The sequence below is a fragment of the Proteus sp. G2626 genome, from assembly GCF_009915985.1.
Lineage (GTDB): Bacteria > Pseudomonadota > Gammaproteobacteria > Enterobacterales > Enterobacteriaceae > Proteus > Proteus vulgaris.
On record NZ_JAABNH010000024.1, the window covers coordinates 22,358 to 38,637 of the forward strand.

Sequence of the window (16,280 nt, forward strand, 5' to 3'; positions counted from 1 at the left end):
TGACTAATAGTAACTAATTGTTATCTCTATTAATTAAATTCAAGTACAAAGTTGGCTGACGCATTTACTTTACCTGGTTTTACATCATCGCCATAACGAAAATACTCTGCTTTCAATGGTACGCTAGTGGAGCCATTGGCTAAATCTGCCAGTTTAACAAATTGATTATTCACTAAACGTGTATCATTACTTAATGGTGATGAGACAACAAAACCAATGCCTTCAGCATTATCACGACCACCTTCATTATCTGCTTTAATTACGGATCCTTGTCCTTCATAACTTGCAATATTATTTGCCATAAGTTTTATTTTGGCAGAAACGTTACCAGTGCAATTGATTTTTAGATGATCTTCAGCATAAGCCTGTTCAGTGGGAAAACCTATTTTAGGAAATGCAGAAGTTGATATTCTAGGAAGGTTCATAACAAGATTGGTATTTTCTGCACTGCATGAGGTTGGAGCGCTATTTATTTTAACAGATAAACGATAACTAAAGCCAACAGCTGTCGTCCCTCCACCAGAATTAAAACGGTTAACTAATATTGAACCGAGGTATTGGGTTCTAAAGTCAGCCTCTTTGGGATTCTCTTTAGTTGAGTAGACAATCACCGTTGCATCGATAGGATAAAGATGATCGTCATCGACAGGGATCTCTTGTCCTGGCTGGCTTCTAAATGGTAATCCCGTTTTATTGTCATATAAAACATAAACATAATCATCCCTTTTTACTGCAGGGCCATTAGGGACGATGTAATAAGCAGGTTTACCATCGATATCCATATAATAGGTCGCTTTAATACCACTACCTTCACTATAAGTGGCATAAGCATAAACTTCGGAATTTGGAGAGCAGTCTGCAACGGGTATATTTCCACCATCACGAACAAAAGTAAATCGACCTATTTCTTGATTAACCTTAATGACACCACTGAGGTTAATAACATTTCCTCGAGAATCCATTGTGCCATGTTTTATTCCCCCATTATTTACACAGCCATCAGCATGGCTATAAAAAGAAACAGAAGATAAGCCAAGTATAAAAGTAAGAAATAATAAATTATTGGTTCTCTTTTTTGCATTAGTCATTTTTTTCCTTATTTACACTCAGCAGTTAAAATATATAACCCATTGTTTGAAATCTCATTATTTGTATTATACATGGCATGGCAATGATATATTTTGCCTTCAGATTTCCACGAAACTTGAATATCGCCTTGTGGTTTATCTGCGACAAAATAGAGTTGATTAAAGTTAGACACCCATTGTTTTTCAGTTTGTCCAATATCAGCTTGCGCTCCCATAGGAATAACGCTGTTATTGGGGGTTTCTAATGTGAGTAAGAACTTAAATCCCTTTTTAGCATCAAAATCAGCAAGAATTAATGCGCCTTTTGTTGGGATCATATTACTAATAATATTGTTGCTAATTTCAGTATCAGCAGGGATAGATTTCGTATCAATGCTAATATTATTTTTCTGATAAGGTGACATTCCTGAAATAATCGCTAAACCACGACTATTTGTTTTCACAGACTGGCCATTAATGACTTCAATATTAGCAGTATCTTTAGTGAGAATTAAAGCATTGGTCTGTTGTAATGATGGTGTAAGTACTGCGCCATATTGTGTTGCAACTAAAGCACCACTAAGACCGTAATTAAGATTTTGTCTATTTTTTGAGTATGAGTACCCCGCATTTACAATCGCTGATGAGGTTTTATAAGAACCGTTTAATCCGCCACTATAGTTGATATCTTTATTACCATAACCTTGATAAATATCCCAGCTAGCTTGGTTTTTCTCACCATAAGTTCCACTTAAACGTGCTGTATGTAAGGTTTGATCGTTATTATTAGTTGAGACAGCATAATTTGCCCACACATAGTTTTCATTCCACGTTAATGGAATACTGATATTCATACTTAAATCGTAAGTGTTTTTATCATTGTTATTGTATCTATAGCCATCGTAATAAGTATAATAAATGCTGTAATTAATCTTATTTATCGAGCTATTAAATCCAACGTTATAAGAGCTAATATTTTTTCCATCAGCATATTTATAAATGATCGAATTTAAATTTATTGAGGAAGTATTTGAAAATAGAGGTTGGCTAATTGACATCGTATATTCATTTTTTAATCCCTCATTTGTTTTATATTCTTGATCCTTGTATTCCATCGCATCATTGAAGTTAAGAAAGTTAGCATCAAAATGGCGATAACCTACTACAGAGACATTAGTATTAGTTAATTCAATATTTTTTGAATAATTAACTCTAAAAGCATTACCATTTAAAGAGTTATCATGATTAACTGTTGATTTTGCATAAAGCCAATCCGCTGTAATAGCGCCATAACTTCCAAAGTTAATCCCACTTCCTAAACCAAAAGATTGATATTTTTCAGCAACAAGTAAACCACTATAAAGGGTGACATAATCGGTTAAACCGTAATAAGCTTCGGCCTGAGTTAAATAGGTACCATCACCGCTATTATGGCTATCGTATTTCCCTGTTGAAAAACTATATCTCATTTCACCTTTTCGTTCTAAGCTAGCAATAGAAGAAAAAGGTACAATGAAATTTTTTTCTGAACCATCAGACTCTTTTACATTAATATATAGATTTCCTCCGCTACTCATTGGAGAATAATCAATAATATTAAAAGGTCCTGCTGGTACACTCTTTTTGTAGATAACTTGCCCATTTTGTGTAATGGTAATGATAGATTCAGAGTTGGCAATACCGACAACACTAGGGGCATAGGTTCTATTTTGGTAAGGTGTCATTAGGCGATCTGTCATTAACTTCAATCCGCGATATTTAACAGAGTCAAATAATTGGGATGAACTATAAAGATCACCTATTTGTAATTCACTTTTTAGGGAATAAATATCTCTAGAAAGGACGTTACTTAATGTATTCCATTTATTCTTACCATTTTCATTTCTCGTCCATGTTGAATAATTATAAAAACGCCATGCATCAAAGTTAATTTGACTTTGGATATTACCATAGTAACTATCGTTGGTTTCACCATTACTGCGATGATTGAATGATGAAAATGAATAGTTAACTAAAGTCGCAGGAATACCGGGGTCCCAGTTATTAACTTCGTTTAGTTGACGTCTATTTTCGTTAATATATTTTTGCGGTAAAGTTAGTACATACTGGTTTCTATTTAAATCTAGCGTGCTAACAGTGTGTTCAATAAGGCTAATATTAATAAATTTTTCATCTTTTTTAATTAATTCACTAGGAATATCAACACCAGCTTGATACCACTCATCAGCTGTTAGTAAAGGTACTAGGTTTTTTTTATTTTCTGCGTTATCCATTAACGAAAATTCAACTTCACGATTAAAAATACGATTTTTATTAATAAAAAAATCAATATGGTAATAACCTGGTGCAATAGAAGATTCTCTAAATACACTAAGGTCTTCATTTGTTACCTGTTGTGAATGACCTTCAATATTCAATAGATTAGGTGGGTAATAATCATCCGCTGAAGTATTAAATGAGAAAAATAAACCTCCAAACATTAATAAATGGAGTGGAGATTTATTTAAATAATGATCCTTTTCTATTTTCATGTTGAAATAAATCTCTTAGTTATAATTTAAAATCAACTGGAACACCCTTACCAAAGTCATCAATATAAATAAGCTGAATTTTATTTTGATTACTTTGTATTTTATTGACTTTTATAATTGTTTCGGACTTTGGAGATAAATAACCTGGATTATCTTCAACTTCACTATGATTAAGAAATATCTTTCCAATATTGATGAAAAAAGGCGTATTGTTAGTAATCACTATATTGCCATTCTTTAATGACCATTTAAGTGTTTTTACTTCGTTTTCAATATTAATATGACTAAGTGATTGCGGACGATAAATTAATTTTATTTTATTTGTCATGGAATAACGTAGAACATTTTCTAAGTTCTCATTGCTGGGGGCCACAAACTTAACATTAATCCAATACATTGATTCGACATCATTAGGAAGCGTAATATTTTTAGTGACTTGTAATGTATTTTTTTGCTGTGCAACAAGTTTTAATAAAGGAGGGGTAATAACAAAATTTTGGGTCACTTTACCGTTAAGATCTTCAATCCAAGATTGTAATAAATAATTTGTGTCTTTATCGGTATTAAATGCGACAAAGCCTTCGTTATTGCTTTGTTCATTATAAATGACTCGTGTCGTTTCTAGGCCAAAACCAGCAAAGCTTGGTGCTATGGTACCTAATAGTAGTCCTAACCCTAAAAATACATTTTTGAAAGACATAACGATAACAACCTTAATGTAAGCGCGCAGACTAAAGTATTAACCTGCGCTTAATTATTATTGATAAGTAATGGTATAGTTTAGTGTCGCGTCTGCTTGACCAGGGCTAACGGTGTCTGCCGTGCTGATATATTTAGCGACAAACTCTGCATTCCAAGTTGTATCAGCACCTTCAACGTCAATGGATTCCGTTTTGCTTCCATTAATAACCAATGCCTTACTCATATCTTTGGTGTTATAAATACGAATACCTACGTTTTTAGCGGTCTCTGAACTGGTTGGGTTATCTAATGCTAAAATTTGATCGGAGCTACTATCGGCTTTGCCATCGAGTTTTAGTGTTACTTTTCCTACTGGTGGGCATTGTTCTAAAGTAATTTCAATTTTGCCATTCCCATTTTCACCACCCACTTCAGAATCTTTTCCATCAAATGCACTAGTCGGATAACGGCCCATTAATACGTTTGCATTCGGCGAATTAGTGTCGTTAATATCGATAATGCAAGAAGAAGAATAAATTAAGCCTTTAAAACTTAAAGTTCCTGTTTGTGTTTCAACTGCTAATACACTAGCGCTTGCCATCATTGTTGAAATAAGCAAAGTGATTGGAAAAAGTTTTTTTGTTGAAATAGTCATTTTATGACCTCTATAGATTTATATAAATAGTAGTTGTTTTCTCAATGAAAACAGATTAAATGCTATTTAATTTAGAGATTAACTTACTATTACCAATTATAAATCTAGTAAAAGCATCTGAATATACAAGTGCTTTAAACAGATAAATAAAATAACAAGATATAATCTTTTATAAAATAGCTTGTTAGTATTAATTAATTATATAAATTTCATATTTAGGGGAATTTATCATTTTTAATTAATGCTGAGTTCTTTATGACATTCAAGTTGGCTTTGAGTGAAAGGAGTTTAGTGATTTAACTGAAGTATGTCTTATTGACAATGTTACAAAATTTTCTTATGAAAAATAAAAATATCGTTAATATTATAATAAATAAAAATAAAAAATTGAATATTTTCAATTTGTTATTTTAAGCTTTGATAAGCATATGACGATAAAGTAGTTTAAATTTACTTTATTGACATTATATTTAGTTACAAATTTTGAGTGATTTAACGTAGTAAAATAAAATAATTAATATATATAAATTTAATTGTCATACATATATAAGCAGAAAATTATAAAAATAGATAGTCTAAAAATGATGGCTTGATATTGGCAAATTAAAATAAAGATAGGTAATTATAACTATTATGCTTTATTTATTCTGCGGTATAGCGTAGCAATACTTATTCCTAACATTTTGGCTGCTTTTTTCTTTCCATCTAGAGTATATCCTGTTTTATCTAATACCTGTATGATTGTTTGGTATTCTAAACGGTGTCTTTTTATTTTTAAATTATCTTTTTCTTTATTTAATTGAGATTGTTTATCGTTATTTTTTATATTCTCTACCATGGGTTCCAATAAATATTCATTTTTGTTATTTATCGTTTCTGCGGTTTCTAATAGATAAGGTGGCAGATGGCTGAGGTTTAAATCAAGGGTATCACCTTGCATAACATACATATATTCAATCACATTGCGTAACTCTCTGATATTACCCGGCCAATCATAGGAATATAAATAGTTAATGATGGAATTAGGGATCTTCGTTGCAGGTCGCTGATAGGTTAAGGCTAAATCATCCGCAAAAAATTGTGCAAGTTCAGCAATATCTTCTCGATGATCACGTAATGCAGGAACATGGATTGGAACAACATTAAGGCGATAAAACAGATCTTCACGAAATTGCCCTTTATTTACCATATCACGCAGATCTTTGTTTGTGGCGGCAATAATTCGTACATCAATATTGATCGTATTATTAGAGCCAACACGAGTAATGCTTTTTTCTTGAAGTACTCGTAAAAGCTTAGCTTGTAAATGCAAAGGCATATCCCCAATTTCATCAAGAAATAGGCTACCGCCATGTGCTAATTCAAATTTACCAATGCGTCCCTTAGGATCAGCACCGCTAAATGCACCACGGACATAACCAAAAAGCTCACTTTCTAGTAGTTGTTCTGGGATAGCGGCACAGTTAATAGTAATAAAAGGTTGTTTTGTACGTAGGCTTTGTTGATGGATAGTGTAAGCAACTACTTCCTTACCTGATCCACTTTCTCCGGTGATAAGGACACTGGCATGGCTAACGGCTACTTTGCTTAACATGTTTTTTAATTGGAACATCTTTTGTGAGTTACCAATTAAAGGTGAGTGGGGATTTTCATCAACGGAAAGGGTATTTACTTGCGTCATATAATCACGGGCATCATGAAAGATAACCATGGTAAGCTGATCATTATCAACGGATGAAAAGGTGATTTTTTTGCACAGTACATGATAGCGTTGTTGGTTTAATATTAGCCATGCTTCTTCATCACCATAAAGGATATCGCCAGTCATATCGATATCAAGGGATTGGCCAATTAATTCGCAATCAAAAAAACGTAAAGCAGAAAGGTTGGCGTGCCAAATTTTACCTTGGCTATCAATCGCAATAACACCTCTATCCATTACATCAATCAAATTTCGAAAAGTACCGAATCGCTCTTGCTCTCTAAGCCTTTCAAGGCATTCAAAAATACGGCTTGAAATCATCCCTGAAAATTGTTCGATGAAGGTGATAAAAGCTTGTTTTTGTTTCATCAAAAACATTTTTTGTTCTCGGTTAGAACAGATAATTCCAATTACACCAATAACTTGGTTATTCAGAAAAATAGGGGCATTAAGATCAAGCTCTTCAGTACAAGTTAAGCGGTTTTGGCACAATTGACAGAGGCTATTTTCTTTAGGATCTTCAATTAATATGGTTTTCTGTACCTGTAATACATGGCGATAAATATGCCCATTGTTAGAGACATCTTGATTGAGCATATAACGGTAGCGGCCCGTACCCGCAATACGAATTAAGTTGTTGTCAATAATTTCAACATCGGTGCCTGTGATGCCAGCAATAGCATCGGTATATTTACTCATTTCATCTTGTAGGGTACTAAGTAACGAGTGCATCACATTTTCACCTCACCTTAAAATTATCAATATTGATAATAAATTATCATTTTCTATTTTTAATTCTTAATTTAATTATTATTTATCAATGTATTAAGCTATTTTTGTATAAAGCTCACATGGTTTCTTATTATTGATAATTTATCACTTAAATAAAACCGCCTAGATCACAGCTTTTCTGTATCGTTAATTTCATTTTTTTATCACAAAAAAATAAATTATTTTAAAATCAATGGATTATGTTTAATTGCATGCTTTTGGAAGGAGTTGGCATATATATTGCGATATAAGGGATAACCCTATGTATTTCGATTAATCGCGATATGGGTTATCGCGAATTTTAAAGTGTGATTAAGAGGTAATTCCATGCAGGAGCAATTGCAGTACCTGATTAACCAAAGTTCATTTACGCGAAAACCAACCGCTGAGCTTGCCCCTTTTCGTTATGAAGAGTTAGTGAAAGCGTTAGATTTTCACAGAACGATCCCAGGATATGCACCTACACCATTATTTCATTTACCCCAGTTAGCCAAAACCTTAGGGGTTGGTGAGCTATATCTCAAAGATGAGTCTTTTCGTTTTGGTTTAAAGGCCTTTAAAGCCTTGGGCGGCGCTTATGCAATGGCGCGCCATATTGCTGATTTCCTCGAGATGGATATAAGTGAATTACCTTATGAGGTAATGATCAGTGATGAGATCAGGAAAAAGTTAAATGGTGTGACTTTTGCGACAACCACTGATGGGAATCATGGACGTGGTGTTGCTTGGATGGCAAGACAGTTAAAGCAAAAAGCAGTGGTCTATATGCCAAAAGGATCATCACAAGAGCGTTTGGATGCCATTTTACGTGAAGGTGCCATCGCTGAAATCGTTGATATGAACTATGACGATGCGGTGAGAATGACGGCTGAAATGGCTGATAAATATGGTTGGATAGTTGTTCAAGATACGGCATGGGATGGCTATGAAGAGATCCCTCTTTGGATCATGCAAGGTTATGGCACTTTAATGCTGGAATCTCTCGCGCAGTTACATGAAGTACCCCCGACGCATATTTTTGTGCAAGCCGGTGTAGGCTCTTTTGCCGGTATGGTACAAGGCATGGTAACTGCGGCTTATGGCGAGCAAGCACCGAAAGTGATTGTGGCTGAAGCGCGTATTGCAGACTGTTTATATCAATCTGCTGTATCAGGAAAAGCGGATGCTATACCTGTTGGGGGTGACTTACAAACCGTTATGGCGGGGCTTGCTTGTGGTGAAGCGAATAGTATTGGTTGGAATTTATTACGTGATTATTCAGCGGCATTTTTCTCTTGCCCTGATGCTGTCGCGACGAGGGGAATGCGGATTTTAGGGAACCCTTTACCTGGTGATCCGCACATCATTTCTGGCGAATCTGGCGCAGTCACAACAGGCTTACTCTCTATTTTAATGCAATCGTCTGTTTATCAGAATGCAAAAGAAGCGCTGGGATTAGATGAAAATGCAAGAGTGCTTGTGATAAGCACTGAAGGTGACACCGATCCTGAACGTTATCGCGATATCGTGTGGGATGGTGAGTTGCCTAGCTTCAAACAATTTTAAAAAACAAATAAGTCTTTTGGAGTGAAAAAGTATGTTATCAGCAAACCGATTTGATGAAGTTATTAAGAATTGCCAATTATTAATCCAACAAAAAAGCTATTCAGGTGAAGAAGGTAACGTTGTTAAAGTCATAGAGGAAATGATGAAAAGCTATGATTTTGACGATATTCATATAGATAAGTACGGCAACATTATTGGTGGAATTATAGGTCAGCATCCAGGGAAGACCCTTATTTTTGATGGTCATATCGATACTGTGCCGGTGAGTGAGCGTGACTGGAAAGAAAAGCCTTATGGCGCAGAAATAAAAGACGGCAAGATTTATGGTCGTGGCACCAGTGATATGAAAGGTGCTGTCGCTGCTATGATTTCGGCGATAGGCTTTTACGGTCAAGATAATCAGCGTAACTTTGCTGGCCGCATTTATGTCTCTTGTATTGTGCATGAAGAGTGTTTTGAAGGCGTAGCCGCAAGATTGGTTTCAGAGCGCTATAAACCCGATTATGTGGTGATTGGTGAAGCCTCTGAATTAAATTTAAAAATAGGGCAACGAGGTCGTGCTGAAATCGTCGTTGAAACCTTTGGTAAGCCAGCTCACTCTGCTAATCCAGATGCAGGGATCAACTCCGTTTATAAAATGGCAAAACTGATCGAGAAGATCAGAACCTTAACGCCATCCGTCCATCCGGTATTAGGAAAAGGGATCTTAGAGCTAACGGACATTAAATCCTCACCTTATCCGGGCGCTTCGGTTGTACCTGAGTATTGTCGTGCTACTTACGATCGTCGTTTGTTAGTGGGTGAAACTAAAGAGCAAGTGCTTGCACCATTACAAAAAGCGATTGATGAACTTTCTTCTCAAGATGCTGATTTTAAAGCTAAAGTCTCTTATGCCTACGGTACTGAAAAATGTTACACCGGAGCCACTATTGAAGGTGAACGTTTCTTCCCTGGTTGGGTATTAGAAGAGAGCGATCCTTATGTACAAAGCGTTTTAAAAGGGCTGCATGAATCGGGCTTTAACCCTACAGTCACACAATACTCTTTCTGTACTAACGGTAGTCACTATGCAGGTGAAGCGGGTATTAAAACCATTGGTTTTGGTCCATCCCGAGAAAACTTGGCGCACACCATTGATGAATATATCGAAATTGAACAACTAACAGGTGCTGCGAGCGGTTACTACAGCATTATGAATAGCCTTTATCACCTTTAATTCTTACGAAATAAATCCTTACTAGAAGAGTATCTGACAAAACAGTCAGATACTCTTTGGAGAAATAACAGAATGAAAACAATATTTAAAAACGCCACTGTTATTGATGGAACAGGGGCAAGTGCATTTCAAGCTGATGTCGTGATTAATGAAGGAAAAATAATAAAAATCGGTCAGATTGAAGTTAAATCAAATGATCAGGTTATTGATGCTACAGGAAAAATAGTCTGCCCTGGTTTTATTGATACGCATACTCACTCTGATCTTTCTGCTCTGCTTAATCCTGCTTTATCTGCCAAAATCCGCCAAGGGATCACTACTGAATTGTTAGGGCAAGATGGTGTCGCGTTAGCGCCATTACCAGAACAATATATTTCAGCATGGCGCAAGAATATTGCGGGTTTAGATGGTGATTCTGACAGTATTGATTGGCATTTTAAGAATACCGAAGGTTACTTAGGGATGTTGGAAGCAAGAGGCTCTGCAACCAACCTTGCTTACCTTGTGCCTCATGGCAATATCCGAATGGAAGCGATGGGATTAGAAGGTAATCCTTCTACTCGCGAAGATGTCGCCAAGATGTGTGAGATCTTAGAGCGTGAATTAAAAGCAGGGGCGTTTGGTTTATCAACAGGATTGATTTATATGCCTTGTGCCTTTGGTGATACTGCTGAAATGATCGAACTTTGTAAGGTTACTGCGAAGCACAATGGTATTTTTGTGGTTCATCAACGCAGTGAAGCTGACGATATTATCGAATCAACTCAAGAGCTTATTGATATCGCTAAAGCATCTGGTGTTTGGTTGCATATTTCTCATATGAAAGTGTGTGGTAAGAAAAACTGGGGGTTAATCGACGAAATGCTCGGTATGTTAGAGCAAGCCCAAAAAGAGGGCATCCGTATCTCTTTTGACCAATATCCTTATGTGGCAGGCAGTACCATGCTTGGAGTGATTTTACCACCTTGGGTTCACGCAGGGGGAACAGAGAAATTATTAGAACGCTTAGCTTCTCCTGAACTGCGTAAAAAGATGATTGAAGATATCGAAAAAGGTATTCCGGGTTGGGATAACTTTATTGATTTCGCAGGGTTAGAAAATATTTATGTCACTAGTTCTAAAACAGAAAAAAACCAAGATGCCGTTGGCCTTAGCCTTGTAGAGCTAGGCAAATTGAGAGGTAAAGATCCGTATAACGCAACTTTCGATCTGCTATATGAAGAAGAAAATGCGGTAGGAATGGTGGATTTTTACGGTACAGAAGAGCACGTGATCAAATTCTTATGCCGTCCTGAACAAAACGTCTGTACTGATGGGCTAATGGGTGCAGGTAAGCCTCATCCCCGTGTATTCGGTGCATTCCCTCGTGTTTTAGGGAAATACGTCAGAGAAGAAAAATGCCTCACTTGGGAACAAGCTATCCGCAAAATGACAGGTAAACCTGCCGAAGTCCTTCGATTAATCGATAGAGGTTTAATTAAAGAGGGATATGCCGCAGATATTGTGATGTTTGATCCTGAAACCATTATTGATAAAGGCACATTTGTTGAACCAAACCAATACCCAGAAGGGATTGACTTGGTGATGGTCAATGGACGTATCGCTTTAATTAATGGTGTCGAAAGTTACGCCTGTAGTGGTCATGTTTTAAGAGCATAACAATACAATAGCACTCTTAAACGTTAAACCTTATCTCTGTTTATCACGGTTGTTCTTCAACCGTGATGGTTTCCCCCTACCTGAGGAACAGGAAAATGAGTTCAAATATTATTCCAGACCTTCAACCGAAGAAAACATGGAAAGCTCGTTATACCGTTTTATCCTTAATTTGGTTAGCATGGTTACTTTCATTCTTAGATAGAATGGTAATGAGTGTTTCATTACCCTTTATTGGACGTGATCTTAATCTTGATACCACCCAACAAGGCTTAATAATCAGTGCGTTCTTTGTCGGTTATGCGGCATTCCAAATACCCGGTGGTTTCTTAGCTGACCGCTTTGGTGCGCGTAAAATCATGGCGATCGGTATTGCATGGTGGTCAGTATTTACCAGCTTAACGGGTATGGTGTTTACATTACCGTTAATGCTTGCCGTGCGATTCTTATTTGGTATTGGTGAAGGCTGTTTTCCCTCTGCCTCTTGGAAAATGATCTCAACGTATTTCCCTTCTAAAGAGCGTGGTCGTGCAACGGCCATTCAATCAACAGTAAATACCTTAGGGCCAGCATTAGCCGTTATTGTTGCGGCGAGTATTATTGGTGCTTTTGGCTGGCATATGGTGTTTATTGTTTTAGGTATTCCGGGTTTATTAATTGCTGCAGGTATTTACTTCTTCACTCGTGATAATCCAAAAGATCACCCAAGTATTACTCAGCAAGATCTCGATGAATTAGCGGCAGATGGTACATTAACGGATAAACCGGTTGAAGCCGTACCTTTTAAAGACGTTTTAAAAATGCCAGTGTTGTGGCAAATGGCAGCGATTTGGTTTTTGTTTGATATTACCTTCTGGGGATTCTCAACATGGCTACCAAGTTATTTAATTACTGTTCGTGAATTCTCTTTGGCTAAAACCGGGGTAATGGCGGCTATTCCATTCTTATTTGGTGCTGGTGGTACATTATTAGGTGGTTATGTTTCTGATAAATGTAAATCACAGCGTAAATGGTTATATATGGTTACCGCAGTAATTGCAGCAGGCTTCTTATATATGACATATACCGTTGAAAGTGCGGATATGGCTGTTGTATATCAGTGTATTTCAGCATTATTTATGTTCTTCGCCATGGCAATGTTCTGGGGTATTTTAATGGATACTATCCCGAATAAAATCATGGGCCGAGCTTCAGGAATTGTTAACTTCGGTGGTCAAATGGCGGGAGTTGTTTCAGCACCGGTTATGGGCTTCTTAATTAAAGCGAGTGGTGGCAGTTATGACAGTGCATTTATATTTATGATAGTTGCATTAGTCGCCTCTGCTGTAGTGACATTCACTGTTAAAATGAGAAATACACCAGCACCCGTTTAATTAATCAGTATTAATAACGTTTATATTTAAATAAGTGTGATGTTATTAAAAGAAATAAGATTAATTAAATAAAATAAATGTATTAACTGTAAGATTTATTTATTAAAACTCACTATACGCTTTATTGATTTTTTAATTTAAAAAATCTTATTGCAGGATACTTTTGTCTTAAAAAAGCCACGATTAAAAATCGTGGCTTTGCTTTTGTTAGATTAATGACATTATTTGTTTATTAGAACAAAGTCATTACCACTAAAACAGAGTGTGGCATCGCCACGAATAACTCGGTGATGGGCAATATGGCGTTGGCTATTTAATGAGGCGTGTTGCTTCATCATATAAGCCTCTAAATGCCATGCAATAAGTTGTTTAGCAAGCTTTTTATTGGCGTGCTGACTACGCTCTGATTGCACTTTTACACTAATGCCTGTGGCAATATGTGTTGCTCTGATCGCAGATTCTGTTTTGTTAACATGCTGACCACCGGGGCCATTGGAACGCATGGTTTCAAAGACAATTTCTTTGTCGTTAATTTCATCAGGTTGTTCAAAACAGGCAACACCAATAAACCAGTTTTTACGCTTATGCCGTGGTCGTAACGTGCTTGTGCATTGCCATTGTACTGAACCTGTCCACTGTTGGGCGATAGTTTGTGCATCAGCACCTTCAAGAGACACTAACGCAGATTTTAAGCCATAACGTGAAGGCTCTTTTTCAAGGATTGTTACGTTAACTTTTTGTTTTAACGTTGATTTCAAAAAGTAATTTAAGGCTTTTTCAACCGCTAAACAGCACTCTTCAGGGCCTTGTGCAGAGGTGAATTGTAATAACATTACGCCATCTCTCCACTGGTTTTGTAGGTGATCACCGGTTTTAAACGTGCAATGACTTCGATTAATCCAATACTCACCATACTTTCAATCACTGTCTCAATTGATTTATAAGATTGTGGTGCTTCTTCATAAATCAGTTGTTTATTGGCACAAATAATACGGCTACCTAATGCAGTTCGTGAAAGTTGTAAGGGTGTAAAACGGTGTGATAAACGGCCTTTACACTCTGTTCGCATCCATTTTCTGCCAGCACCATGCGGTAATGAATGAAGGCTTAATTCAGACACAATAGGCTTAACAATATAACTGTAATCACCGCGTGAACCCGGAATAACGACCATATCGTGATGTGCCGGTGTTGCACCTTTTCGATGTAACCAGCCTTGTTGACCATGTAATTCGCAAGGCTCTACAAGATTATGATTTACATCAGAAATAACCTCACCTTGAGTACGGATTTGGCGCATCATTCTTTCACCAATAAGGCGACGATTAATCTTTGCATAATCAAGTGCATTATTGTGAGCTTGCAAATATTCATTTGCATCTTCGGTGTTAGCAACCAGTCCTTTATGACCAAACTGTTCTGTATGAGCACGTAAGATAGATTGTCCTAAACCTCTCGATCCGCTGTGAACGAGTAGCAATAACTGTTTTTTATTGATACCACTTTCAGCGAAAAGGGTTTCATTGATCACTTGGTCAATTTGTTGGAATTCAGCAAAGTGATTACCACCACCAATAGAGCCTAAAGATCCAGCAAAAGGGTGGTTTTGCATTTCAGTCGGTAGATGTGCTTCTAACCATTCTGACGGTGCGATATCACTCATTTCACTCAACTGTTTTTCTGCTTTATCTAAGTTAAGTTTGCTGTTTTTAAATTCAGTTTGAAAGAGTGTCATACCACAGCCAATATCATTTCCGACTAAGGCAGGGTAAAAACGATTAACAGAAAAAAAGGCTGCGCCAATAGGATAACCGCGACCAGGATGTAGGTCTGGCATACCTGTCACATAAGTCATATCAGGAAGTTGAGCCGTTGTTTCTAGTTGTTGGATTGCTTTGCTTTCAATCCAAGTATTATCCGATGCGATATAACAAACGCTATCAGATAAATAATGAACACACTTGTCCATATACCAATCCATATAATGTAAAGGATAAAAAAATAAATTGATTGGCGGACAGCAAAAAGAAGGAAAAAAGGATTACTTCTGAGATTGTCCGCAAAGAGTATTCATATTTGTAGTTGTCATGGGATACCTCCTTGCGTTAATTAAAATAAGTGAAAAATAATAAATCGCTGGCATAGTAACCACTTTTTCTCGCTTTAGCAATTAAAAAAATGGTGTGAATTTTCTTTATTTTTATAAAAGAAGATAAATATAATTTATTTAATTTAAGACTAACTTTTCTTTATTATCTATTTTAGTTAGCACTCTATTTTTAATTAATAAATCACTTTTACTGAGCTTTTTCGGCAATAATCTTCGTAATCATCCGTTAATTTTCTATCTGTGATAATAACATCAAACTGAGCTAAATCGCCCATATTGCCTGTGGCGGCTTCATCAAAATAGTGGTATTTAGTGAGTAAGACCTTACGAATAGATTTATCCATCGCTTTTTTCTTCATATAAAGATCGTCGATGTTATAACAGGTAACGCCAAAATCGAGATGAACACCTTCAGCTGAAATAAAGGCTTTTTTAGGATTAATACTATCAAGATAAGAAGGTTGGGTAGGGTTGTAGAAGGAGTCACTTTTAGGACGATATTCGCCTCCGCAGAGTAATACAGTGGCATTTTTTTTCTGGCTTAATGCCAAAAATACTCGATGAGAATAGCAGATCCCTGTGAAATGCAGGTTATCGGGAATAAGCTCAATCAGTGTAGGAATAAATTGCCCATTATCGAAAAAAAGAACATCTCCGTCAGAAACCATACCTGCGGCAAGATTTGGAATATGAAGTTCTTCAGTTTGATCCGGTGTAATAATATCAGAGGATGTTGAAATTAACCCTGAATGAGGCTGGGCTAATGCAACAACATAACCACCTAATAATGACATCGGAAAAGGGTTTTCGGCGTCAGAACTGAGATCGCGTCTAATTGTCATTTCAGAAACTTCAAGGATCCTCGCGGCATCTTTAAGATGTATGCGACCTGAGCGTTTTATACATTCACTGAGGCGGCGCAAACGTTCGTGCTGTTTGGTCTCTATCACCGAGGGATCCTTGTGTTATCGAA

General features: G+C 36.5%; 12 protein-coding genes. 4 read left to right on the forward strand and 8 right to left on the reverse strand.

Annotated elements, in window-relative coordinates; translation table 11 throughout:
- Window positions 1-29: 29 nt before the first annotated feature.
- From GWJ05_RS09555 to GWJ05_RS09575, 5 genes are all read right to left on the reverse strand, one after another.
- Window positions 30-1,088: a fimbrial protein gene (locus GWJ05_RS09555; protein WP_036939777.1), complete on the reverse strand. Its 1,059-nt coding sequence runs from the start codon at window positions 1,086-1,088 to the stop codon at window positions 30-32.
- Between the two features lie 8 nt (window positions 1,089-1,096).
- On the reverse strand, window positions 1,097-3,598 hold the full coding sequence (locus GWJ05_RS09560) for a fimbria/pilus outer membrane usher protein (protein ID WP_115370499.1): 2,502 nt from the start codon (window positions 3,596-3,598) through the stop codon (window positions 1,097-1,099).
- Window positions 3,599-3,617: 19 nt separating this feature from the next.
- On the reverse strand, window positions 3,618-4,298 hold the full coding sequence (locus tag GWJ05_RS09565; RefSeq protein WP_036939774.1) for a fimbrial biogenesis chaperone: 681 nt from the start codon (window positions 4,296-4,298) through the stop codon (window positions 3,618-3,620).
- Between the two features lie 57 nt (window positions 4,299-4,355).
- Complete coding sequence (locus GWJ05_RS09570; RefSeq protein WP_036939772.1) at window positions 4,356-4,934, reverse strand: fimbrial protein; 579 nt, start codon at window positions 4,932-4,934, stop codon at window positions 4,356-4,358.
- A 631-nt stretch (window positions 4,935-5,565) separates the two neighbouring features.
- On the reverse strand, window positions 5,566-7,368 hold the full coding sequence (locus tag GWJ05_RS09575; RefSeq protein ID WP_036939770.1) for a sigma-54 interaction domain-containing protein: 1,803 nt from the start codon (window positions 7,366-7,368) through the stop codon (window positions 5,566-5,568).
- A 366-nt stretch (window positions 7,369-7,734) separates the two neighbouring features.
- Between GWJ05_RS09575 and dpaL the strand changes: the two genes are divergently transcribed.
- The 4 genes from dpaL to GWJ05_RS09595 all read left to right on the forward strand — a co-directional run bounded on the left by dpaL (window position 7,735) and on the right by GWJ05_RS09595 (window position 13,197).
- Entirely contained in the window at window positions 7,735-8,952 is a 1,218-nt protein-coding gene (gene dpaL / locus GWJ05_RS09580) for a diaminopropionate ammonia-lyase (RefSeq protein WP_036939765.1), read from the forward strand.
- A 31-nt stretch (window positions 8,953-8,983) separates the two neighbouring features.
- A complete protein-coding gene (locus GWJ05_RS09585) occupies window positions 8,984-10,168 on the forward strand; it encodes a YgeY family selenium metabolism-linked hydrolase (RefSeq protein ID WP_036939762.1) in 1,185 nt (394 codons plus the stop codon).
- Between the two features lie 72 nt (window positions 10,169-10,240).
- A complete protein-coding gene (locus tag GWJ05_RS09590) occupies window positions 10,241-11,827 on the forward strand; it encodes an N-acyl-D-amino-acid deacylase family protein (protein ID WP_036939759.1) in 1,587 nt (528 codons plus the stop codon).
- Between the two features lie 95 nt (window positions 11,828-11,922).
- Window positions 11,923-13,197 carry an MFS transporter gene (locus tag GWJ05_RS09595; RefSeq protein ID WP_036939756.1) on the forward strand — a complete coding sequence of 425 codons (1,275 nt, stop codon included), beginning with the start codon at window positions 11,923-11,925 and terminating at the stop codon, window positions 13,195-13,197.
- Window positions 13,198-13,418: 221 nt separating this feature from the next.
- On the opposite strand, the gene prfH is transcribed toward GWJ05_RS09595, so the two are convergent.
- The 3 genes from prfH to GWJ05_RS09610 all read right to left on the reverse strand — a co-directional run bounded on the left by prfH (window position 13,419) and on the right by GWJ05_RS09610 (window position 16,257).
- Complete coding sequence (gene prfH / locus GWJ05_RS09600) at window positions 13,419-14,030, reverse strand: peptide chain release factor H (RefSeq protein WP_036939753.1); 612 nt, start codon at window positions 14,028-14,030, stop codon at window positions 13,419-13,421.
- On the reverse strand, window positions 14,030-15,166 hold the full coding sequence (locus GWJ05_RS09605; protein WP_036939751.1) for an RNA ligase RtcB family protein: 1,137 nt from the start codon (window positions 15,164-15,166) through the stop codon (window positions 14,030-14,032). The genes prfH and GWJ05_RS09605 overlap by 1 nt, the downstream gene beginning before the upstream one ends.
- Window positions 15,167-15,480: 314 nt before the next feature.
- Window positions 15,481-16,257 (reverse strand): DeoR family transcriptional regulator, encoded by a 777-nt coding sequence (locus GWJ05_RS09610; RefSeq protein ID WP_036939748.1) that lies wholly within the window; start codon window positions 16,255-16,257, stop codon window positions 15,481-15,483.
- Window positions 16,258-16,280: the final 23 nt, after the last annotated feature.